Source organism: Belnapia moabensis DSM 16746, assembly GCF_000745835.1.
GTDB classification, from domain to species: domain Bacteria; phylum Pseudomonadota; class Alphaproteobacteria; order Acetobacterales; family Acetobacteraceae; genus Belnapia; species Belnapia moabensis.
On sequence record NZ_JQKB01000006.1, the window covers coordinates 55147 to 75116 of the forward strand.

Annotated in this window: 22 protein-coding genes; 14 read left to right on the forward strand and 8 right to left on the reverse strand. The window is 72.7% G+C overall.

The genetic code is table 11. The features are described from left to right. The first annotated feature begins 2 nt into the window (after positions 1 to 2). The 7 genes from EP26_RS05315 (at position 3) to EP26_RS05345 (ending at position 7018) form a co-directional block, all read left to right on the forward strand. Positions 3 to 1673: a stimulus-sensing domain-containing protein gene (locus tag EP26_RS05315; protein WP_052388824.1), complete on the forward strand. Its 1671-nt coding sequence runs from the start codon at positions 3 to 5 to the stop codon at positions 1671 to 1673. Between the two features lie 61 nt (positions 1674 to 1734). Further along, positions 1735 to 2667, forward strand: coding sequence for a hydroxyacid dehydrogenase (locus EP26_RS05320; protein WP_043336651.1), 933 nt, complete (start codon positions 1735 to 1737; stop codon positions 2665 to 2667). A 5-nt stretch (positions 2668 to 2672) separates the two neighbouring features. After that, entirely contained in the window at positions 2673 to 3464 is a 792-nt protein-coding gene (locus tag EP26_RS05325; protein WP_245624299.1) for a TrmH family RNA methyltransferase, read from the forward strand. A gap of 2 nt (positions 3465 to 3466) precedes the next feature. Beyond that, positions 3467 to 4567, forward strand: a complete 1101-nt coding sequence (locus tag EP26_RS05330) for an ABC transporter permease (protein ID WP_043336653.1) — start codon at positions 3467 to 3469, stop codon at positions 4565 to 4567. After that, positions 4567 to 5319: an ABC transporter ATP-binding protein gene (locus EP26_RS05335; protein ID WP_043336656.1), complete on the forward strand. Its 753-nt coding sequence runs from the start codon at positions 4567 to 4569 to the stop codon at positions 5317 to 5319. The genes EP26_RS05330 and EP26_RS05335 overlap by 1 nt, the downstream gene beginning before the upstream one ends. Continuing rightward, positions 5319 to 6338, forward strand: coding sequence for an MlaD family protein (locus EP26_RS05340; RefSeq protein WP_043336659.1), 1020 nt, complete (start codon positions 5319 to 5321; stop codon positions 6336 to 6338). The genes EP26_RS05335 and EP26_RS05340 overlap by 1 nt, the downstream gene beginning before the upstream one ends. Continuing rightward, complete coding sequence (locus EP26_RS05345; protein WP_052388826.1) at positions 6335 to 7018, forward strand: ABC-type transport auxiliary lipoprotein family protein; 684 nt, start codon at positions 6335 to 6337, stop codon at positions 7016 to 7018. The genes EP26_RS05340 and EP26_RS05345 overlap by 4 nt, the downstream gene beginning before the upstream one ends. Here EP26_RS05345 and EP26_RS05350 read toward each other — a convergent pair. The 7 genes from EP26_RS05350 to hisF form a co-directional block, all read right to left on the reverse strand. Further along, the gene (locus tag EP26_RS05350; protein WP_052388827.1) at positions 6945 to 7343 is read right to left on the reverse strand and encodes a response regulator; all 399 of its coding nucleotides are present in this window, start codon (positions 7341 to 7343) and stop codon (positions 6945 to 6947) included. The two genes, EP26_RS05345 and EP26_RS05350, sit on opposite strands and share 74 nt — an antisense overlap. 106 nt (positions 7344 to 7449) lie before the next feature. Then, positions 7450 to 8493 (reverse strand): sensor histidine kinase, encoded by a 1044-nt coding sequence (locus tag EP26_RS05355; protein WP_043336661.1) that lies wholly within the window; start codon positions 8491 to 8493, stop codon positions 7450 to 7452. A 61-nt stretch (positions 8494 to 8554) separates the two neighbouring features. Then, positions 8555 to 9499, reverse strand: a complete 945-nt coding sequence (gene gshB, locus EP26_RS05360) for a glutathione synthase (RefSeq protein ID WP_043336663.1) — start codon at positions 9497 to 9499, stop codon at positions 8555 to 8557. Positions 9500 to 9560: 61 nt separating this feature from the next. Further along, entirely contained in the window at positions 9561 to 10412 is an 852-nt protein-coding gene (locus EP26_RS05365; protein ID WP_043336665.1) for a SirB1 family protein, read from the reverse strand. A gap of 3 nt (positions 10413 to 10415) precedes the next feature. Beyond that, the gene (locus EP26_RS05370; protein ID WP_043336666.1) at positions 10416 to 10802 is read right to left on the reverse strand and encodes a histidine triad nucleotide-binding protein; all 387 of its coding nucleotides are present in this window, start codon (positions 10800 to 10802) and stop codon (positions 10416 to 10418) included. Positions 10803 to 10819: 17 nt separating this feature from the next. Beyond that, positions 10820 to 11350 carry a phosphoribosyl-ATP diphosphatase gene (locus EP26_RS05375; protein ID WP_043336669.1) on the reverse strand — a complete coding sequence of 177 codons (531 nt, stop codon included), beginning with the start codon at positions 11348 to 11350 and terminating at the stop codon, positions 10820 to 10822. Positions 11351 to 11353: 3 nt separating this feature from the next. Further along, on the reverse strand, positions 11354 to 12142 hold the full coding sequence (gene hisF / locus EP26_RS05380) for an imidazole glycerol phosphate synthase subunit HisF (RefSeq protein WP_043336671.1): 789 nt from the start codon (positions 12140 to 12142) through the stop codon (positions 11354 to 11356). Between the two features lie 363 nt (positions 12143 to 12505). Here hisF and EP26_RS05385 point away from each other — a divergent pair, with 363 nt between their 5' ends. The 7 genes from EP26_RS05385 to EP26_RS05415 are packed head-to-tail and all read left to right on the forward strand — an operon-like array spanning position 12506 to position 19394. Beyond that, complete coding sequence (locus tag EP26_RS05385; protein ID WP_052388828.1) at positions 12506 to 14221, forward strand: putative bifunctional diguanylate cyclase/phosphodiesterase; 1716 nt, start codon at positions 12506 to 12508, stop codon at positions 14219 to 14221. Continuing rightward, complete coding sequence (locus EP26_RS05390; RefSeq protein WP_052388829.1) at positions 14218 to 15924, forward strand: ATPase domain-containing protein; 1707 nt, start codon at positions 14218 to 14220, stop codon at positions 15922 to 15924. Before EP26_RS05385 ends, EP26_RS05390 begins: the two co-directional genes overlap by 4 nt. Next, a complete protein-coding gene (locus tag EP26_RS05395) occupies positions 15921 to 16214 on the forward strand; it encodes a circadian clock KaiB family protein (protein WP_043336673.1) in 294 nt (97 codons plus the stop codon). The genes EP26_RS05390 and EP26_RS05395 overlap by 4 nt, the downstream gene beginning before the upstream one ends. A gap of 48 nt (positions 16215 to 16262) precedes the next feature. Beyond that, on the forward strand, positions 16263 to 17687 hold the full coding sequence (locus tag EP26_RS05400) for a LutB/LldF family L-lactate oxidation iron-sulfur protein (protein WP_157033412.1): 1425 nt from the start codon (positions 16263 to 16265) through the stop codon (positions 17685 to 17687). After that, positions 17684 to 18448 carry a LutC/YkgG family protein gene (locus EP26_RS05405; RefSeq protein WP_084112339.1) on the forward strand — a complete coding sequence of 255 codons (765 nt, stop codon included), beginning with the start codon at positions 17684 to 17686 and terminating at the stop codon, positions 18446 to 18448. The genes EP26_RS05400 and EP26_RS05405 overlap by 4 nt, the downstream gene beginning before the upstream one ends. Continuing rightward, positions 18445 to 18990: a Smr/MutS family protein gene (locus EP26_RS05410; protein ID WP_043336675.1), complete on the forward strand. Its 546-nt coding sequence runs from the start codon at positions 18445 to 18447 to the stop codon at positions 18988 to 18990. Before EP26_RS05405 ends, EP26_RS05410 begins: the two co-directional genes overlap by 4 nt. Continuing rightward, positions 18987 to 19394: a helix-turn-helix domain-containing protein gene (locus tag EP26_RS05415; RefSeq protein ID WP_052388830.1), complete on the forward strand. Its 408-nt coding sequence runs from the start codon at positions 18987 to 18989 to the stop codon at positions 19392 to 19394. Before EP26_RS05410 ends, EP26_RS05415 begins: the two co-directional genes overlap by 4 nt. Before the next feature lie 3 nt (positions 19395 to 19397). Here the strand turns inward: EP26_RS05415 and EP26_RS05420 are convergent, their stop codons facing one another. Continuing rightward, on the reverse strand, positions 19398 to 19931 hold the full coding sequence (locus EP26_RS05420; RefSeq protein WP_157033413.1) for a hypothetical protein: 534 nt from the start codon (positions 19929 to 19931) through the stop codon (positions 19398 to 19400). Between the last annotated feature and the right edge of the window lie 39 nt (positions 19932 to 19970).

Below are 19970 nucleotides of genomic sequence, written 5' to 3' on the forward strand. Positions count from 1 at the left end.
TCATGCCCGATGTCGGCGTCCTCCAGGACCAGCAGATCGCTCCCGGCCCGCCTCGGCGGAAGCGCTGGGTCTCGCCCCTGCTGCGGCGCATCCTGCTGCTGAACGTGCTGCCGCCGGCCCTGTTGGCTGCCGCCATGCTCTATCTCGACCAGTACCAGAACGGGCTGCTCGCCGCCGAGGTCGAGGCGCTGCGGACCCAGGCGCGCATCTATGCCGGCGCCATCGCGGAGGCCGGCACCCGCATGCAGGACGACCGCGCCGTGCTGGTGCCGGAGGCCGTCCGCCCGCTGCTGCGGCGCCTGGTCGACCCCTCGCCCAACACCCAGGCGCGGCTGTTCGACAATACCGGCCTCGTCGTCGCCGACAGCCGGGTGCGCGAGGGCTCCGGCGGCGCCGTGGTGACGGAGCCGCTGCCGCCGCCCGAGCCGCGCGGCGCCTTCTCCATCACCATCGCCGGGCTCTACGACAAGCTGCTGCGGCTGGTGCCGCGCGACAGCCATTCGGACGTGGCAGTGGATATCGCCCCCGACGCCCCCTCCTTCGACTGGCAGCCGAATCTCGGCCCCGACCGGCGGGAGGAGCTGCGGCTGGCGCTGGAGGGCGGCGTGACGCCCTATATCCGCCGCACCGCGGATGGCCGGCTGCTGGTCTCGGTGGCGGAGCCGGCGCGGCGTGGCAACCAGTCGGTCGGCATCGTCCTGCTGACGCGGGAGGCGCGCGAGGTCGACCAGCGCCTGTTCGAGATCCGTGCCAGCGTGCTCGGCATCTTCGTCATCGCGCTGATCCTGACGGTGCTGCTCTCGCTCTACCTGGCGCAGACGCTGGCGAGCCCGATCATGCAGCTCGCCGGCGCGGCGGCGGCCATGCGCCAGGGCGAGGGCCGCGGCGGCAGCGTCCCCCCCGCCGTGCTGGCGCGGCAGGACGAGATCGGCATCCTGGCGCGCGACCTGCAATCCGCCGCCCGCGCCCTCTGGGCCCGCATCGACACCAATGAGCGCTTCGCCGCCGATGTGGCGCATGAGCTGCGCAACCCGCTGACCAGCGTGCGCAGCGCCATCGAGACGCTCCGCCGCATCGAGAACCCCGACCAGCAGCGGCGGCTGCTCGCCATCATCGCCGAGGATGCGGTGCGGATGGACCGGCTGATCGCCGACATCTCCGACAGCTCGCGCGTCGATGCGGAGCTGTCGCGCACCGTCGCCGTGCCGGTGGACATCTCCCCCATCCTCTCGACGCTCGCCGAGCTGCACAACGCCACGCGCGGCGAGGACGACCCGCAGGTGGTGCTTGAAGCCCCGGCCGGCCCGCTGGTGGTGCGCGGCGTCGAGGGGCGGCTCGTGCAGGTGATGCGCAACCTGCTCGGCAACGCCCTCTCCTTCAGCCCGAAGGAAGGCCACGTCTGGGTCCGCGCCCGGCCGACCGGCGCCATGGTCGAGGTGGTGGTGGAGGACGAGGGCCCCGGCATCCCCGAGGCCAAGCTCGAGGGCATCTTCGAGCGCTTCTACTCCGAGCGGCCGAGCGGCGAGCATTTCGGCAAGCATTCCGGCCTCGGCCTCTCGATCAGCCGGCAGATCGTGGAAGGCCTGCGCGGCCGCATCGCCGCCGAGAACCGGCGCGACGCCGAAGGGAAGGTGACGGGCGCCCGCTTCGTCATCCAGCTCCCCATCGCATAGCAACGCCCCGCAACATCCGCTCACGCGACTTCCGCCCGGAACCCGGCTATCCTCCGCCGCCATGGGTCATATCATCATCACCGAGTACATGGCGGAGACGGCCATCGCCCAGCTGAGCGAGGCCCACCCAACGCTCTACGACCCCGATCTCGGCACCGCCCCGGAGCGCCTGCGCGGCCTGCTGGCCGAGGCCCGGGCGCTGATCGTCCGCAACCAGACCCGCGTCGATGCCAGCCTGTTGGACGCCGCGCCCAGGCTCCGCGTGCTCGGCCGGCTCGGCGTCGGCCTCTACAACATCGACCTCGACGCCTGCCGCCGGCGCCGGCTGGAGGTGATCCCCGCCGCCGGCGCCAATGCGGATTCCGTCGCCGAATACGCCATCCTCTCGGTAGGCATGCTGCTGCGCGGCGCCTTCCAGGCGAGCGCCGCCGTGGCCGCCGGGGAATGGCCGCGCGAGCGCCTCAGCACGGGTCGGGAGATGTCGGGCAAGACGCTCGGCATCCTCGGCTTCGGCGATATCGGCCGCCGCGTCGCCCGGCTGGGCCGCGCCTTCGGCATGCGGGTCGTGGCGCATGACCCGATCCTGCCGCTCGACCATTCCGGTTGGGCCGAGACGGGGACGGAGCCGGTGCCCCTCGCCCGGCTGGTGGCCGAGGCGGATGCCATTACCCTCCACGTCCCGCTGGAGCCGGCGACGCGCGGCCTGGTCTCCGCCGAGCTGCTGGCGGCGATGAAGCCCGGCGCCATGCTGGTCAACGCCTCGCGCGGCGGGGTGGTGGACGAGGCGGCGCTGGCGGCCGCGCTGCGCGCCGGGCATCTCGGCGGCGCCGTGCTCGACGTCTTCGAGGAGGAGCCGCTGGCCCCCGGCAACCCGCTCGCCGGGGTGCCGAACCTGATCCTCACGCCGCACATCGCGGGCGCGACACGGGAGAGCAACCTCCGCGTCTCCTCCCTCATCGCCGCCCGGGTGCTGGTCGCCCTGGCGATGGACTGAGCCGCGTGCTGCCCGACCCCGCTCCCATCCCCCGCCCGCCGGAGCCGCACCGCATCTGCGGCGCAGCACCTGTGCGCGCCCTCTTCATCCGCCGGCCCGAAGCCGTGCTGCGGCTCTTCTACACCGAGGCGATGCGGCGCATGGCCGGGCCGCTCTGCGCCCATCTCGCCCGCACCCGCCGGCCCTACCGCGAGGTGCCGCCGGAGGAGCTGGCGCGCATCGCCGGTACGCCGCACCATGGCGGCATCTGCGCCATCGCCCAGGTGCGCTATGCCGAGCGGCTGCAGGGCCCCGTCCTCCCGGCCGACCTGCCGATGGCGCCGCTGCTGCCGGTGCTGGACGGCATCGGCAACCCGCACAACCTAGGCGCCATCGCCCGCTCCGCCGCCTTCTTCGGCTGCCGCGCCCTGCTGCTGTCGGAGGATGGGCGCCAGGCCGACCTGTCGGACGCCGCCTTCCGCACCGCCGAGGGCGGGCTGGAACTCCTGCGGGTGCTGCGCGCGCGCGAGCTGCCGGCGCTGCTGCGGGCGATGCAGCGCGACTTCCTGGTCGTCGCGGCCACCGCCGCGGGTGGCCTCGCGCCGGAGGCGCTGCCGCGCGACCGGCCGGTTGCCCTCGTCCTCGGCAATGAGGAGCAAGGGCCCTCGACGCCCGTGCTGGAGGCCTGCGCCGGCCGGGTGACGCTGGCCGCTGCCGGGCCGGTCGAGAGCCTCAACGTCTCCGCCGCCGCCGCGGTGCTGTTCCACAGCCTTGGCGGCGCCCCGGTTCAACCCCCGCGCCCCCGGCCCCGCCGCTGAGCATGCCGGCGACGCTCGCCGCCACGGCGGACGGCCCGGCCGCCCGCCTCGCCTTCGCCGGCAGCCTCGATGCCGCCGCCACCGCCCGGCTCTGGCCGGAGGCGATGCGGCGGATGCAGGGCGTGCGCGCCCTTACCCTCGACCTCGCCGGCCTCACCGCGCTCGACACCGCGGGCGCCGTGCTGCTGCTGCGGCTGGAGCACATGGCGGGGGAGACGGCATGGCACGGCCTGCCCGCCGGCCCGCTCCAGGCCGTGCTGGACCGCACCCGCCAGGCGCTGGCCGCCCCCGCGCCCGCCGAGGCGCCGCGCCTGCCGCCGCTCGCGCTCCTCGGCCAGGCGACGCTGCGGCGCGGGCAGGACATGCTCGGCCAGGTCGCCTTCCTCGGCGAAGCGGTGGTCGCCGGGATGGGCACGCTGCGTCGGCCCTGGCGCCTCCGCCTCGGCGAGGTGCTGCGCCACCTGGACGAGGCGGGGCTGCGCGCCTTCGGACTCACCCTGCTGCTCGGCGTGCTGATCGGGGTGATCCTCGCCTTCCAGTCCTCCATCCCGATGCGCCGCTTCGGGGCGGAGATCTTCATCCCCAACCTCGTCGGCATCTCCCTGCTGCGCGAGCTCGGGCCGCTGATGGCCGCCGTCATCCTCGCCGGGCGCACCGGCTCCGCCTTCGCCGCCGAACTGGGCACCATGGTGGTGAACGAGGAGATCGACGCGCTGCGCATCATGGGCATCGACCCGGTGGCCTGGCTGGTGCTGCCGCGGCTGCTGGCGGCGATCCTCGTCATGCCGGTGCTCGCGCTGCTGATGGACCTCGCCGGCCTCCTCGGCATGGCCGGGGTGATGGCCTCGCTCGGCTTCCCGCCGGTCAGCGTCGTCGCCCAGCTGCGCCGCGCCATCGCCCTGCACGACCTGCTGGGGGGCTTGCTCAAGGCCGCCATCTTCGGCCTCTCCATCGGGCTGATCGGCTGCCGCGCGGGGCTCTCCGCCGGGCGCGGGCCGCGCGCGGTGGGCGATGCGGCGACCATGGCCGTGGTCGGCGGCATCGTCTCCATCGTCGTGCTGGACGGCATCTTCTCCGTCCTGTTCTTCCGGCTCGGCTGGTGATGGCCGAGAGCGTGCTGCGCGTCGAAGACCTGGCCGCCCGCTTCGACGGGCGCACCATCTTCGAGCATGTCTCCTTCGAGGTGCGGCGCGGCGAGGTCTTCGTCATCCTCGGTGGCTCCGGCTCCGGCAAGTCGACGCTGCTGAAGCACATCATCGGCCTCTACCCGCCGGCCGAGGGGCGCGTCGCCATCCTCGGCGAGGCGATGGAGGGGCTCTCGGGCGAGGCGCGCAATGCGCTGCTGCGGCGGATCGGGGTGATGTGGCAGTCGGGCGCGCTGTTCGGCTCGCTCACGCTGGCCGAGAATGTCGAGGTGCCGCTCGAGCAGCACACCAGCCTGCCGCCCGAGGCGCGCGCCCTGGTGGCGCGGGCGAAGCTCGGCCTCGTCGGCCTGGGCGATGCCGCTGGGCGCCTGCCGGCCGAGATCTCGGGCGGCATGGCGAAGCGGGCGGGCATCGCCCGCGCCATGGCGCTCGACCCGCCCATCCTCTTCCTCGACGAGCCCTCGGCGGGGCTCGACCCGATCACCTCCGCCGGGCTCGACGCGCTCATCAGGCAGCTCGCCCGCGACCTCGGCACCACCTTCGTCGTGGTGACGCATGAGCTGCAATCCATCCTCGCCATCGGCGACCGCTGCATCATGCTCGACAAGGCGGCGCGCGGGATGATCGCCGAGGGCGACCCGCGCCGCCTGCGCGAGGAGAGCGACAACCCGGTGGTCCGGGCCTTCTTCCGCCGCGAGGTGCTGGACTGATGCCGCAGAGCCGTGGCCTTTATTTCCGCGTAGGCGCGCTGGTGCTCGCCGGCCTCGCCCTGACGGTCGGCTTCGTCCTGTTCTTCACCGCCAGCCGCTTCGGCCGCGGCACCGTCGTCTACGAGACCTATCTGCGGGAGTCCGTGCAGGGCCTCGATGTCGGCTCGGCGGTGCGCTACCGCGGGGTCGCCATCGGCCGCGTCACCGAGATCGGCCTCGTCACCGCCGAGTACCGCGTACCGGACCGCACCGCCTTCGGCGCCGTCTTCCAGCTTGTCTTCGTCCGCTTCGCCGTGGACATCGCCAAGGCGGGCGAGGTGCCCTCGGTCGACGAGGCGATCCGCCTCGGGCTCCGCGTCCGCATCGCCGCGCAGGGCATCACTGGCGTGAACTACCTGGAGATGGACTTCCTCGACCCCGGCCGCTTCCCGCCCCGCGAGGTGCCCTGGGAGCCGCGCTACCCCTATGTGCCGGCGGTGGCCTCCACCGTCGCCCAGGTGCGGAACGCGGCGGAGGACCTGTTGCAGAAGTTGCAGAACGCGGACCTCGCCGGCCTGCTCGACAACGGCATCGGCCTGGTCGCCGAGCTGCGCGCCCAGCTGCGCGACGGCGATGCCGCCGTGGCGCTGCGCGAGGCGGCGAGCCTGCTCCGCAGCCTCCGCGCCCAGGCCGAGGGCGCCGACCTGCCGGGGCTGGCCGCCGAGCTGCGCGGCACCGCCGCCGAGGCCCGCGCCCTGCTAACCGCGCGCGAGACGCAGCAGACCCTCGCCAACGCCGCCGCTGCCATGGCGGAGTTGCGCACGGTCGTCGCCCGCCTGCCGAACACCGTCTCCACGCTCGACGGCAGCCTGCGCAACGTGCGCGGCGCCACTACCGACCTCCAGGCGGAGCTCGGCCCGATCCTGCGCGACCTGCGCGTCGCCATCGCCAATCTCCGCGAGACGACCGAGCAGCTCCGCCGCTACCCCTCCCAGGCCATCCTCGGCGCCCCGCCGCCGGCGCCGGAGTCCCGCCGATGACCGCTCGCCGCTCCCTCCTGCTGCTGCCCCTGCTCGCCGGGTGCAGCGTGCTGCCCAACCGCCCCTACCAGGAGACCCAGCGCTTCGGCCTCGCGCCGGAGCGGCCCAGCCGCACGACCCCGTCGCGCAACGCGCCGGTGCTGCTGGTCCGCAGCCTCCACGCCGCGCCGGGCCTCGATGGCCGCGGCCTGCGCAGCCTCACCGCCGGGGGCGAGGTCGCCACCGCCTACTGGCAGGAATGGGTGGCACCCCCTGCCGACCTGGCCGAGGAGGCGCTGCGCCGCTGGCTGCTGGCGAGCGGCCGCTTCGCCGCCGTCACCCAGCCCGGCTCCCGCCTGCGCGCCGACCTGGTGCTGGAGGGCGAGCTGATCCGCCTGCAGGCCGAGCCCGCCGCCGGCCGCGCCGTGGCGGCGCTGGCCATCCTGCTGCTGGCCGAGCCGCAGAGCGGCCCCGGCGAGGCCCGCATCCTTGCCCAGTTCACCGCCGAGGGCAGCGCGCCCCTGCCGCCCGGCCTCGACCCGCGCGCCCCTGGCCCGGAGGCGGCGGCCGCGCTCTCCGCCGCGCTCGGCGAGGCCTTCGCCCGGGTGGAGGAAGGGCTGGCTTCCGCTACCTCTCGCGCTCCAACCGTTCCACCTCGTCGGCCAGCCGACCGAAGGGGGTCGGCTTCGTCAGGATCGTGAGCGGCCCGCCGAGGGCCCGCAGCGCCGCCACCGCCTCCGGGACATGGTTGGCCGACATGACGACCACCGGCAGGTCCGGCCGGCCGGCGCGCAGCCGCCGCACCAGCTCATCGCCGCGCAGCCGCGGCATCTGCATGTCGGTCACCACCGCGTCGAAGGGGCCGAGCTGCGCCTCCAGCTCCAGCGCCGCCTGGCCGTCGCCCGCCATGGTCACCGCATGGCCGCGCTCTTCCAGCTCCTGCTCCACGGCCATGCCGATCAGCGCCTCATCCTCGGCGACCAGGATGCGCAGCCTGCGAGGCCGGGGCTGAGGGGGATCACCCATCCTGTCGGTGTCCATTTAATGAGGAAGGCGAACGCGATTGTGCAGAACAAGACACAACCCGGCCATGCAGTCTAAGCAAATCGCATAAAGATGCGGCGGCGCCGGCTCAAACCGCCGGGAATCGCATGGTCCAGCGCAGGCCCGGCCGGTTGCCGCCGGGGCTGGCCGGCCCCGCCTCCAGGCTGCCGCCGAGCTGCCCGGCCAGCGCCCGGCTGATCCGCGTGCCGAGGCCGCTCCCGCGCGGCGGCGCCTCGGGGTTGAACCCGACGCCGTTATCCTCGACGACGAGCAGGAATTCCGCCTCCACCCGGCGGAACAGCACCAGCAGCCGCCCCTCCATGTCGCCCGGGAAGGCGTATTTCAGCGCATTGCCGACCAGCTCGTTGACCGTCAGCCCGATCGGCACGGCGCGGGCCATCGGCACCGCATGGTCCTCCGCCTGCACCAGCAGGGCGATGGGGCGCAGGTCGACCGCCGCCTCGCGCAGATCCTGCACCAGCCCTTCGAGGAAGCCGCGGCTATGCACCACCGCCTTGCCGTCGTCCCGGTGCCGGTCGAGCCGGGCATTGATCCGTGCCAGCGCCATGATCCGGCCGGATGCGTCCTGCAAGGCCTCGCGCGCCTGCGCCTCCCCCACCGTACCGGCCTGGAGGTGCAGCGTCGCCGCCAGCCGTTGCAGGTCGTTGCGTGCCCGGTGCACGGACTCGCTGAGCAGGGTGCCGCGCGCCTCGGCCACCTTCGCCAGCTCCGTATTGGCGACGGCGAGGCTCAGCCGCTCCTGCGCCAGCCGGGTCAGGGCGATGTGCAACGACTCCATCAGGAAGGCGGTGAAGAGGGCGATGCCGACGAAGAGGAAGAGCGACAGCAGGTCGGAGGCCCGGGCGACGCTCAGTATGCCAATCGGCTCGAACAGGAACCAGACCGCCAGCGCCCCGCTCAACAGGCTGGCATAGATGCCGGTGCCGCGGTCGAAAACGATCCCGGCGATGATGACCGCCGGAAAGAAGAACAGGAAGGGCAGCCCCGGCTGACTGCCGAAGATCCACAGCCGGAGGCCGAGGCAGACCAGCACGAGCAGCGTGGTCGCGCCGTAGCGCATCCAGACCGGCAGCCCGCGCGAGCGGGCGGAGAGCAGGAAGAGGCGTTCCATTGAGGCACTCGAGCCAGCGGCAACCGGAAGCGGCGCCGCCGGGCCCAACGTTCGCGGAACGTCAGCGTTTCGCTTCGATCGCGTCCCAGATCGCCCGCTCCAGATGCACGCCGTCGAAGCGCGCGATCTCCTGCAAGCCGGTCGGCGAGGTGACGTTGATCTCGGTGAGGTAGTCGCCGATCACGTCGATGCCGACGAAGATCATCCCCCGCTCGCGCAGCGCCGGGCCGATGCGGGCGCAGATCTCCTGCTCGCGCGCGGTGAGCGTCGTCTTCTCCGGCCGGCCGCCGACATGCATGTTGCTGCGCGCCTCGCCCGCCGCCGGCACGCGGTTGATGGCGCCCATCGGCACGCCGTCGACCAGGATGATGCGCTTGTCGCCCAGCCGCACCTCGGGGACGTAGCGCTGCACCATCAGCGGCTCGCGCGAGCGTTCGGTGAACATCTCGATCAGGCTGTTGAGGTTGGAATCGCCCGGCTTGATGTGGAACACGCCGGCGCCGCCATTGCCGAAGAGCGGCTTGACGATGATGTCCTGGTGCTTCTCGCGGAAGGCGAGGATCTGCGCGCGGCTCGACGTCACCAGCGTCTCCGGCATCAGCTCGGGGAATTGCAGGACGAAGAGCTTCTCGGGCGCGTTGCGCACGCTCGCCGGGTCGTTCACCACCAGCGTCTTCGGGTGGATGTGCTCCAGCAGGTGCGTCGCGGTGATGTAGGCCATGTCGAAGGGCGGGTCCTGCCGCATCAGCACCACGTCCATGGTGGCGAGGTCGATCTCCTCCCGCGGCCCGAAGGCGTAGTGCGCGCCGTGCTTGCGCTCGACGGTGACCGGTTCGCCCTGCGCCAGCAAACGCCCGCCGATGAAGGCGAGGTCGCGGACATGGTAGTGCCAGAGCTGGTGGCCGCGGGCCTGCGCCTCCAGCATCAGGGCGAAGGTGCTGTCGGCATCGATGTTGATGCCGGCGATCGGGTCCATCTGGACCGCCACCCGGAGGGCGCGCGCCATGGTCGTCTCCACTTGGTTCGTGGCGATTCCGTGCCCCGAACCGGCGGAAAAGGCCAGAGGGTCAATTGAGACGGTGGCGCAGCTCCTCGACCACCATCCGCGTCCGGCTCGCCGCTGGCCCCTCCGGCTCCAGCTCCAGCGAGCGTTCGAGGCAGCCGAGCGCGGCGGCGATGCGGTCGAGCCGCTGGTTCATCAGCCCCGCCTCGCGCCAGAGCAGCGCCTGGTCCGGGGCGAGGCGCAGCATGTCCTCGAGGCAGGTGAGTGCCCCCGCCAGCTCCCCCGCCCGGAGCCGCCGCAGCTTGATGTTGTTCTGCAGCCGCATCAGCACCGCCCGCTTGTCCATCAGCCGGACCAGGCCCGGCCGCAGCTCCGCCCGCTCGCCCTCGATCCGCTTGATCAGCGCGCGCAGGTCCGGCGCCTGCAAGCCGGTGCCGCCGGCGAAGACATCGATCAGCGCCTGCCCGCGCCCGCCCTCCACGGCCAGCAGGAAGTGGCCGGGGAAATCGACGCCATGCGCCGCCCAGCCCGCCGCTTCCGCCGCGTGCAGCCAGAGGATGCCCAGCGCGACGGGCAGCCCCCGCCGCCGCTCGGCGACGCGGATGAGGTTGGCATTGGCCGGATTCTCGTAATCCTCGGTGTCGCCCTGGAAGCCGAAGCGGCCATGGATCACTTCGGCCAGTACGGCGCGGCGGCGCTCGGCATCGCCCGCATCGGCCACCGGGTCCGCCGCCGCGGCGGCGACGGCCGCCTGCGCTAGTTCCGAGAGCAGGGCGGAGGCCCCCCGCCAATCCGCCTCCGGCGCATCGATCCGGGCGAATTGCAGTGCGACCGCCGCCAGCTCGATCTCCGCGTCCGGCAACTGCCCGGCGGCGGCGAGGGCGGCGCGGGCCTCCTCCTCTGGGCTCTGGGCCATGCGCTACTCCCGCGGCTGCGGCACCATCCGGCCGAGGCGGCGGCCGCCGAAGAGATGGACGTGGAAATGCCCGACCTCCTGGCCGGCATACTCGCCCATGTTGGAGAGAAGCCGATAACCGTGCTCCTCCAGCCCGAGTTCCCGCGCTATCCGCCCGACCGCGCGCCAGAAGCCGGCGATGGCCTCGGCCGGAGCCTCGGCATGGAAGTCGGCGGCGCTGACGTAAGGCCCTTTCGGGATCACCAGCACATGCACCGGCGCCTGCGGGGCGATGTCGTGGAAGGCGAGCGCATGCTCGTCCTCGGCGACCTTCTTGCACGGAATCTCGCCGCGCAGGATGCGGGCGAAGATGTTGCCCTGGTCATAGGGCGGCTTGCCGGAGACGGACATGGCGATCCTCCAACCTGTCAGGCGAGCTTGGTCGTGCGCGCGGCCCGGACGATGCCCTTGGGCCGCGCCGCCTTCTCGGCGATGCCGCTGATGCCCTCGCGCCGCCGCAGCTCCGCCCAGACCTCCTCCGGGCGGATGCCGGCATCCACCCAGACGACGACGAGGTGGTAGAGCAGGTCGGCGGATTCCAGGATCGTCTCGGTGCGATGGCCGAGCGTCGCCTCGATGACGCATTCCACCGCCTCCTCGCCGAGCTTCTGCGCCACCTTCGCCGTGCCGCGCGCCATCAGCCGGGCGGAATGCGAGGTGGCGGCATCGCCCGCCAAACGCCTGCTCTCCACCGTGTCCCACAGCCGGTCGAGCACCGCCGCGTCCCCATCCTGCGGCACTTCGAGCGGGGCGAGGTGGCGGCCCTCGGCGCGGCGCACCGCCTTCTTCGGCTTGGCCTTCGCGGCGGGCAGCCGCTCCGGCACCGGTACCGAACCGGGCACCGCCGCGCGCTTCTTCGCGGCCTTCGCCGCCGGCTTCCTCTTGGTATCCTTCGCCATGCGTCAGGCGGCCTCCGTCTCGGGCAGGGGCTCGGGCAGGGGGCGGACCGGCAGCCCGGCCCGGGCCAGTGCCGCCTTGGCATCGGCGATGCGGAACTCGCCGTAGTGGAAGACGCTGGCGGCGAGCAGCCCGGTCGCCCCGACCCGCGCGCCCTCGACGAAATGCTCCATGGTGCCGACGCCGCCCGAGGCGACGATCGGCACCGGCACCGCGGCGCGGACCGCCCGCAGCAGTTCGAGGTCGAAGCCGGATTTCGTGCCGTCGCGGTCCATGCTGGTCAGCAGGATCTCGCCCGCGCCGGCCTCCGCCATGCGCCGCGCCCAGCCGACGGCCTCGATGCCCGTCGGCTTCCGCCCGCCATGGGTGAAGACCTCCCACCGCCCCTCGCCGACCTTGCGCGCATCGACCGCGACGACGATCGCCTGGCTGCCGAAGGCCTCCGCCGCGCGCGAGACGAGCTCCGGCTCGGCGACGGCGGCGCTGTTGATGCTCGCCTTGTCGGCCCCGGCCAGCAGCAGCCGCCGCACATCCTCGACCGAGCGCACCCCGCCGCCCACGGTCAGCGGGATGAAGACCTGCGCCGCGGTGCGCGAGACGACGTCGAGGATGGTGTCGCGGTTCTCATGGCTCGCCGCGATGTCGAGGAAGGTGACCTCGTCGGCCCCTTCGCGGTCATAGGTGCGCGCCTGCTCGACCGGATCGCCGGCATCGCGCAACGCGACGAAGTTGACGCCCTTGACGACGCGGCCGTCCTTCACGTCGAGGCAGGGGATGACGCGGAGCGCGAGCACTTTTCACCTGTCGGGTTGGAGGAGGGGCCGGTGCATCGCATGGCGAAGAAGCGGCCGGGGGTCAAGCGGCGACCTGATTGCGCGACGAGCCTTACCCGCCAGCAGTCGTTACAGGAAAGGTTCGAGTCGATCCGGTGTCTTCTGTTGACGCCGAAACCCGAAAGTTGCTATCTGGCATATCAAGACACTTTTTGCGCGAGCGACTTGCTGTGCTCAGCATTCGTCGAGTCAGATCAGAGGCCATGACTGTTCCCGGTTCCGGCAGCTGCGCGTGAACCGCGGGGAGACGGCCATTTATCCTTTTCATGTTTCTTTAACCGGCTATCCCGGTATGTGCCTGCAAATAGGCAGGATATCCGCCTCATGAACCGGATTTTCGAGCGGGCCATACGCCGCGCCGAAGCTACCGGCATCGAGCTCACCCTGAACGAACAGACGCTCGAAGGATTCTCGGACGGCATCGCCATCGCCGACCTCGCCCTTCACGATCACCCGCTGATCTATGTCAACAGCGCCTTCGAGCGCATCACCGGCTATCGGCGGGAGGATCTGCTCGGCCGCAATTGCCGCTTCCTCCAGGGCACCGATCGCACCCAGCCCGCGATCCACGAGATGGCCCAGGCCATCGCCGAAGGGCGCGACATCGGCGTCGTCCTGCGCAATTTCCACCGCGACGGCACGCCCTTCTGGAACGAGCTGCGGCTGCGCCCGCTGCGCGACGCCGAGGGGCGCGTCACCCACTACCTCGCCATCATGCGGGACGTGACCGCCCTCCGCGACCTGAACGACCAGCTGGTCCGCACCGCCACCTTCGACGAGGTGACCGGCCTGCTTACCGGCCGCGGCCTGCTCGACCGCCTGGCCATGCTGGAGACGGCCGAGCCCGTCCTGATGCTCTGCTGCGACGTCGACCAGCTGCGCGACGTCAACGCGACCTATGGCCGCTCCGCCGGGGACATCCTGCTGCGCGAGCTGGGGCGGCGGCTGGGGGCGGCGCCCGGCCTGGTCGCCGCCAGCCGGCTCGGCGCCGGGCAATTCGCCGCTGCCCTGCACCGCCCGGCCGAGCCGGAGGCGGCCATCGCCACCCTGCATGCCGCGCTGCGCCAGCCCTTCACCCTGCCGGGCGCCACCGTCTCCCTCACCGTCACCATCGGCTGGGCCGAGGCCGCCTGGGCCCCCCATCAAGCGGAGCCGCTGCTGATCGAGGCGGAGGCGGCGCTCTATGCCGCCAAGGCCGCCGGCCATGGCGAGCGCCGCGCCTTTGACCCGGCGGTGGAGCGCGATGCCCGCCGCCGCCTGCGCATGACCGCCGATCTGCGCCATGCCCTGGCCAACCGGGAATTCGTGCTGCACTACCAGCCGAAGGTCGAGCTCGCCACCGGCCGCATCACCGGGCTGGAAGCCCTGCTGCGCTGGCACAACCCGGTCTTCGGCCTGCAGTCGCCCGACCGCTTCCTCCCCGTTGCGGAGCAGAGCGGGCTGATCGTCGAGATCGGCGCCTGGGCCCTGGCCGAGGCCGCCCGCACCGCCGCCGAGCTGCATCGCCGCGGCCATGCCATCCAGGTCGCGGTCAACGTCTCCCCGGTGCAGTTCCACCGCGACGACGTCCCTGCCCTGCTCCGCCGCATCCTGGCCGAGACCGGTGCGGAGCCCGGCTGGATCTCGGTCGAGCTGACCGAGACGGTGCTCGCCGACCGCACCGCGCGGACGCTGGCCTGCTTCCGGGCGCTGCGCGAGATGGGCATCGGCCTCGCCATGGACGATTTCGGCACCGGCTTCGCCTCGCTCGACCAGCTCCGCAGCCTGCCCTTCACCGAGGTGAAGCTCGACCGCAGCTTCGTCCGCAACCTGGATGCGGACCCGGTGCAGGCTGCCATCGTCACCGGCACGCTCGGCGTGGCCCACGCCCTCGGCATCACCGCCACCTGCGAGGGCGTCGAGACGGAGGCGGAGCGCGAGCGGCTGGTCGCATTAGGCTGCCCGGTGGCGCAGGGCTATCTGTTCAGCCTGCCGCTCGCCAAGGAGGATCTGTTCTGGCTGCTGGAGAAGCACGCGGTCCTGCCGGTGGCGGCGGAATGACCGGCACCGCGATATCCCGCCTGCCGACCGGCATCGCCTGGCTCGACCGGCTGACCCATGGCGGCATCCCCGCCCGGCGGCTCACCGTGCTGCTCGGCCAGGCGGGCGCCGGCAAGACGCTGCTTTCCTGCCAGATCGCCGCTGCCCGGGCACGGCTCGCCGGCGGCGGCACCGTCTTCGCCGCGCTCGAGGAGCCGCCGGCCGACATCATCCGCAACGCCGCCGGCTTCGCCTGGGACCTCGCCTCCCTGGACGGGCGGCAATTCCACGCCCTCGACCTGCGGCCCGACCCCGACATGGTCTTCGCGGGCGACTTCGACCTGCGCGGCATGCTCGCCACCCTTTCCGCCAAGGCGCGCCAGACCGGGGCGGAGCTGGTGGTCCTCGACGGGCTCGACACCGTGCTCGGCTGGCTCGCCAGCCCGGCCAGGCGCAGCGCGGAACTCGCCCGCATCGGCCGCTGGCTGGAGGAGGAAGGCCTCACCGCCATCGTCACCGCCAAGGCGGAGCGCCAGGGCGGCCCGGTCGATGCGCTCGGCCCGCTCGAATTCGGCGTCTCGCTCGTGGTGGCGCTGGAGCGGCGCGAGGAGAGCGGCGGCACCCTCCGCGCGCTGCGCATCACCAAGTACCGCGGCAGCCCGCATAGCAGCAGCGCCCATGCGCTGTTCTTCTCCCGCCACGGGCTGGAGCCGCTGATATGGCCCGGCGGCGATGCCCCACCCGCCTCGCGCGAGCGCGTCGGCTCCGGCATGCCGCGGCTCGATGCGCTGCTCGGCGGCGGCTATCTTCGCGGCAGCACGGCGCTGCTCTCCGGCCCTCCCGGCACCGGCAAGTCGACCCTCGGCGCGCTCTTCGCCGCTTCCGTCTGCGCCGCCGGCGGCCGCGCCGTGCATGTCGCCTTCGATGAGGGGCCCGAGCAGGCCATCCGCAACATGCGCTCGGTCGGCATCGACCTCGATGGCCATCGTGCCTCGGGCGCCCTCCGCCTGATCGGCCTGCAGCCCGGCCGCGACGGGCCGGAGCAGCTGCTCTCCGAGATCCTCGCCGCAGTCGAGACCCAGAAGGCCACCGCCCTGGTGGTGGACCCCGTCTCCTCGCTGATGCGCGGCGGCGTCGCCGATCTCGGCCAATCCGCCATCCGCCGCCTGGTGGAGGAGGCCCGCGCCCGCGGCATGACCGCCCTGCTCACCTCCCTGGTCGAGGTGGGGGACGACCCTTCCACCGGCACGCTCAGCGCCGTCTCCACCATCGCCGATGCCTGGATCGCCCTCGGCTATACCGAGCGCGGCGGCGAGCGCAACCGCACCCTCTCCATCATCAAGGCGCGCGGCAGCGCCCATTCCAACCAGACGCGCGAATTCATCATGAGCGGCGAGGGGTGCACCCTGGCTGATGTCTATACCGCCGGCGGCTCCGTCCTGCTCGGCACCGCGCGGATGGAGCGCGAGGCCGAGGAGCGCCGCCGCGAAGCCCTCGCCAGCCTCGACCACCAGCGGCGCCTGCGCGAGCTGCAGACCCAGCTCGCCGAGGCCGAGATGCACCAGCGCCGGTCCGCCCTGCAATTCGAGGCCGCGCAGGCCGAGCTCGCCCTGCTGGAGGCCGCCGAGGCCGGGCGCCGCACCGACCAGGCCGAGCGCCTTGCCCGCACCGCCGCAAGCCGCTCCGCCGATGTTCCGGTGGAGGAGGCCGGGGCACCGGCATGACCGCTGTCGTCACCCTCTACGTCGCCGGCGGCGCCCCGCGCTCCGCCGCCGCGCTGCGCAACCTCACCGCCGCCATCGCCGCCACCGGCCGGCCGGAGGGCACCTTCCGCGTCGAGCTGATCGACGTGCTGCGCGAGCCGGCCCGGGCGTTGGAAGCCGGGCTGCTGGCGACGCCGAGCCTCGCCCTCACCGGCGCCAATGGCCGCCGCCGCTGGTTCGTCGGCGATTTCGCGCAGCCGGAGGTGCTGGCGGGCTGGCTCGCCGACGTACTGGATGGCGATCCCCCCTGACCTCGGGCGCGGCAGCCTCTATATCTGGCGTCCATCAGGAGCTTGCCCGTGGTCGCCATCACCTCGCCCGCCTTCAAGGAGAATGCCCGGACCGCCCTCGCGGACCCCGGCCTGCAGAAGGCGCTCGGCACGGCGAAGGGCGCCTTCCTCCAGCGCCGCGCCCAGGCCGTCGCCAACCTGCCCGAATTCGAGCAGCTCCGGGATATCGGCCGGAACATCAAGAACCACACGCTGGCGAACCTCGACTTCTACCTCGAGGCCTATGAGGCCAAGGTGAAGGCGGCCGGCGGCCAGGTGCATTGGTGCTCGACCGCCGACGACGCCCGCGCCGCCGTGCTGGAGATCTGCCGAAAGGCCAACGCCCGCACCGTCACCAAGGGCAAGTCGATGATCTCCGAGGAGCTCGGGATCAACGCCCACCTGGAAGCCCACGGCATCCGCCCGGTCGAGACCGATCTCGGCGAGTACATCCTTCAGCTCCGCCAGGAGCACCCCTCCCACATCATCGCCCCCGCCTTCCACCTGAACCGCGAGGATTGGGAGGCCGATTTCCGCCGCCTCCACACCGACCTGCCGGCCGACCGCGTCTTCGCCGAGCGGCGCGACATCCTGGCCGAGGCGCGCACCAAGCTGCGGGAGAAGTTCCTCCAAGCCGATGTCGGCATCACGGGGGCCAATTTCCTCATCGCCGAGACCGGCAGCAGCGTCATCGTCACCAACGAGGGCAATGGCGACCTGACCCAGACCCTGCCGCGGGTCCATATCGCGCTGGCCAGCATCGAGAAGGTCGTTCCCACGCTGGAGGACGCCACCAGCCTCCTCCGCCTGCTCGCCCGCTCTGCCACGGGCCAGGATTTCTCAGTCTACACTACCTTTTCCACCGGCGCCCGCCGACCCGCCGACCTCGACGGGCCGGAGGAGTACCACGTCGTCCTGGTCGACAACGGCCGCTCCAACATGCTCGGCACCGAGTTCCAGGAGATGCTGCGCTGCATCCGCTGCGCCGCCTGCATGAACCACTGCCCGGTCTATGGCGCGATCGGCGGCCATGCCTATGGCTGGGTCTATCCCGGGCCGATGGGCTCCGTCCTCACCCCTTCCCTCGTCGGCATCGAGAAGACGGGGATGCTGCCCAACGCCTCCACCTTCTGCGGCAAGTGCGAGAGCGTCTGCCCGGTGAAGATCCCGTTGCCGAAGATGATGCGCCACTGGCGCGAGCGGGAGTTCGAGCGCCATCTGACGCCGGCCACCCAGCGCAGCAACCTTGCCCTCTGGGCCTGGTTCGCTCGCCGCCCGACGCTCTACCGGGCCGCTACCCGTGCAGCCAATGCCGCGCTCGGCCTGCTCGGCCGCGGCAAGGGCGCCTTCCGCTCCCTGCCGCTCGCCGGCGGCTGGACCGCCGGGCGCGACCTGCCAGTGCCGGAGGGCGGCACCTTCATGGCCCGCTATGCGAAGGAGCAGCGCCGCCGATGACCAAGGAGGCCATCCTCGGCGCCATCCGCCGCGGCCTGAAGCGCGGGCCGCTGCCCGCCGACCAGCAGGCCATGCTGGGCGGGCGGCTGGCGACGCATCCGCGCCACCTCATCCCCGCCCGCTCGCGCCTGCCGCGGCCGGACCAGGTCGCCCTCTTCATCCGCAACGTGGAGAAGGAGTTCGGCACGGTCGAGCGCGTGCCGAATGCAGAGGCCGTGCCCGCCGCCATCGCCGACTACCTGGCGGCCCAGAACCTGCCGCCCCGCTTCCCCATGGCGCCCCACCCGGAGCTGACGGCGATCCCCTGGTCGGAGCGCCCGCTGCTGGAGATCGAGCAGCGCCGCGCGGAGGCCACCGACCAGGTCAGCCTCCAGCACGGCTATGCCGGCATCGCCGAGACGGGCACGCTGATGCTCCCCTCCGCGCCGGAGCGCCCGACCACCCTCAACCTCCTCGTCGAGACCGAGATGGTGGTGCTCCGCGCCAGCCGCATCGTCGGCGCCTATGAGGAAGCCTGGGACCGCCTCCGCGCCGAAAGCAAGGACGAGCGCAGCGGCGGGTTCATGCCGCGCAACATCATGTTCGTCACCGGCCCCTCGCGCAGCGCCGATATCGAGCAGACGCTGGAGCTCGGCGCCCATGGCCCGCGGCGCCTGCACATCATCCTGATCGACGACGACCCCGCCGCCCTGCCGATGGGCGATGCCACGGCCCCGCCGCCGGTCGCCGTCCCGGGCGGCCCCGCCGCCCCGGGGGATTGAGCGCGCCCGCCCGGCCGCGCCGGGCCCTGACCGAGCTCGATCGCCGCCTCTGGCAGGCCTGGACGGCGCATGCCCATGTCGCGCCCATGCCCGGTAAGGCCCTGCCGCCCCCGCCGCCCGAGCCGACGCTGCCCGGCCCCGCACCCGCGGCGCCCCTGGCCGTGCCGCCGCCCCGCCCGACTGCCCCTCGCCCCGCGCCCGAGCTTCAGGTCGGCGCCCCACCCCCCGGCCTCGACGGCAAGCGCTGGCGTGAGCTGCGCCGCGGCCGCACGAAGCCCGAGCGCACCCTCGACCTGCACGGCCGCCGCGCCCAGGACGCCCATGCCGCCGTCCGCCGCTTCCTCCACGAAGCCCAGGCCGACGGCCTCCGCTGCGTCGCCATCGTCACCGGCAAGGGCTCCAGCACCGAGGGCGGCGTCCTTCGCCGTGAGCTGCCCTTCTGGCTGAACGCGGCCGAGATGCGCCCTCTCCTCCTCGGCGCCGCCCACCCGCACGCCAGCAACCCTGGCGCCGTCCACCTGCTGCTCCGCCGTCGCCGATGACGCCCTTCGGCCAGCGCCTCCGCGCCCTCCGCGAGGCCCATGGCATCAGCCAGGCCGCCCTCGCCCAGGCGCTGCACGTCTCCCCCGCCTATCTCTCGGCGCTGGAGCACGGCCATCGCGGCCGGCCCTCGCTGGGGCTCATCCATCAGGTGAACGAGTTCTTCGGGCTGATCTGGGACGACGCGGAGGAGATGGCGCGGCTCGCCCGGCTCTCGCATCCACGGGTGGTGCTGGATACGGCGGGGCTGAGCCCGGAGGCGACGGCGCTGGCCAACCGGCTGGCGCGGGACATCCGCAAATTGTCCCCGGAGACGATCCGCGCCCTTGTCCAAACGCTGGATGGGGGTTCCACCCCCATGCCCCCGCCGGGGCCAAAGCTTGGCCCCGGACCCCGCCATAAGTAAGGCTCAGAACCGGAGGCGAGGCCCGGAGACGAGCTGCGCGGCATGCGTCACGCGGCGGCGGCCATGGGTCTTCGCCGTCAGCACGGCGGCGGTCAGGCGGTTGTCATGCACCGCGGCGAGGCCGAAGCCCTGGTTGTTCAGCAGCAGGAAGTGGTCCGTCACCCGCAGCAGGTACCAGCCCGGCGCCAGGCCATCCCGCACCAGGCCGAGCAGGCTCGGCCGCCGCTCCGGCAGGTCGACCGGCGCATGCGCGACATCCAGATGCTCGAGCGCGCCCAGGATGTCCCGCCAATAGGCCGTCACGACCGGCCCACTACCGGGATACCAGTCGGGCGCGATCCCCCGCAGCATGGTGCTCGCCGCCCGGTAGGGCAGCCCGCTCGCCAGGGCCAGCGTCGCCGGCCCGCACCACGGCACCAGCCCGCCATTCTCCGCCATCAGCTCGTCATGGCTTCGTAGCCCGGCAGGACGCTCGATAAGGGCCGCCCCGGCCCCCAGACCGGCTTCAGTAAGCCGCCCATCCTGACGATCCGCCATCGCGCGATCCCGCAAGCACCCGGGCGCGGGATGGCGCCC

What these genes read in the sequence shown, in the direction of transcription:
- EP26_RS05395 (WP_043336673.1), top strand. Translation starts at nt 15,921, where the DNA reads ATGACCGCTGTCGTCACCCTCTACGTCGCCGGCGGCGCCCCGCGCTCC.
- EP26_RS05330 (WP_043336653.1), top strand. Translation starts at nt 3,467, where the DNA reads ATGCCGGCGACGCTCGCCGCCACGGCGGACGGCCCGGCCGCCCGCCTC.
- gshB (WP_043336663.1), bottom strand. Translation starts at nt 9,499, where the DNA reads ATGGCGCGCGCCCTCCGGGTGGCGGTCCAGATGGACCCGATCGCCGGC.
- EP26_RS05375 (WP_043336669.1), bottom strand. Translation starts at nt 11,350, where the DNA reads ATGGCGAAGGATACCAAGAGGAAGCCGGCGGCGAAGGCCGCGAAGAAG.
- EP26_RS05350 (WP_052388827.1), bottom strand. Translation starts at nt 7,343, where the DNA reads ATGGGTGATCCCCCTCAGCCCCGGCCTCGCAGGCTGCGCATCCTGGTC.
- EP26_RS05345 (WP_052388826.1), top strand. Translation starts at nt 6,335, where the DNA reads ATGACCGCTCGCCGCTCCCTCCTGCTGCTGCCCCTGCTCGCCGGGTGC.
- EP26_RS05315 (WP_052388824.1), top strand. Translation starts at nt 3, where the DNA reads ATGCCCGATGTCGGCGTCCTCCAGGACCAGCAGATCGCTCCCGGCCCG.
- EP26_RS05355 (WP_043336661.1), bottom strand. Translation starts at nt 8,493, where the DNA reads ATGGAACGCCTCTTCCTGCTCTCCGCCCGCTCGCGCGGGCTGCCGGTC.
- EP26_RS05365 (WP_043336665.1), bottom strand. Translation starts at nt 10,412, where the DNA reads ATGGCCCAGAGCCCAGAGGAGGAGGCCCGCGCCGCCCTCGCCGCCGCC.
- EP26_RS05390 (WP_052388829.1), top strand. Translation starts at nt 14,218, where the DNA reads ATGACCGGCACCGCGATATCCCGCCTGCCGACCGGCATCGCCTGGCTC.
- EP26_RS05385 (WP_052388828.1), top strand. Translation starts at nt 12,506, where the DNA reads ATGAACCGGATTTTCGAGCGGGCCATACGCCGCGCCGAAGCTACCGGC.
- EP26_RS05320 (WP_043336651.1), top strand. Translation starts at nt 1,735, where the DNA reads ATGGGTCATATCATCATCACCGAGTACATGGCGGAGACGGCCATCGCC.
- EP26_RS05415 (WP_052388830.1), top strand. Translation starts at nt 18,987, where the DNA reads ATGACGCCCTTCGGCCAGCGCCTCCGCGCCCTCCGCGAGGCCCATGGC.
- EP26_RS05420 (WP_157033413.1), bottom strand. Translation starts at nt 19,931, where the DNA reads ATGGCGGATCGTCAGGATGGGCGGCTTACTGAAGCCGGTCTGGGGGCC.
- EP26_RS05405 (WP_084112339.1), top strand. Translation starts at nt 17,684, where the DNA reads ATGACCAAGGAGGCCATCCTCGGCGCCATCCGCCGCGGCCTGAAGCGC.
- EP26_RS05335 (WP_043336656.1), top strand. Translation starts at nt 4,567, where the DNA reads ATGGCCGAGAGCGTGCTGCGCGTCGAAGACCTGGCCGCCCGCTTCGAC.
- EP26_RS05370 (WP_043336666.1), bottom strand. Translation starts at nt 10,802, where the DNA reads ATGTCCGTCTCCGGCAAGCCGCCCTATGACCAGGGCAACATCTTCGCC.
- EP26_RS05340 (WP_043336659.1), top strand. Translation starts at nt 5,319, where the DNA reads ATGCCGCAGAGCCGTGGCCTTTATTTCCGCGTAGGCGCGCTGGTGCTC.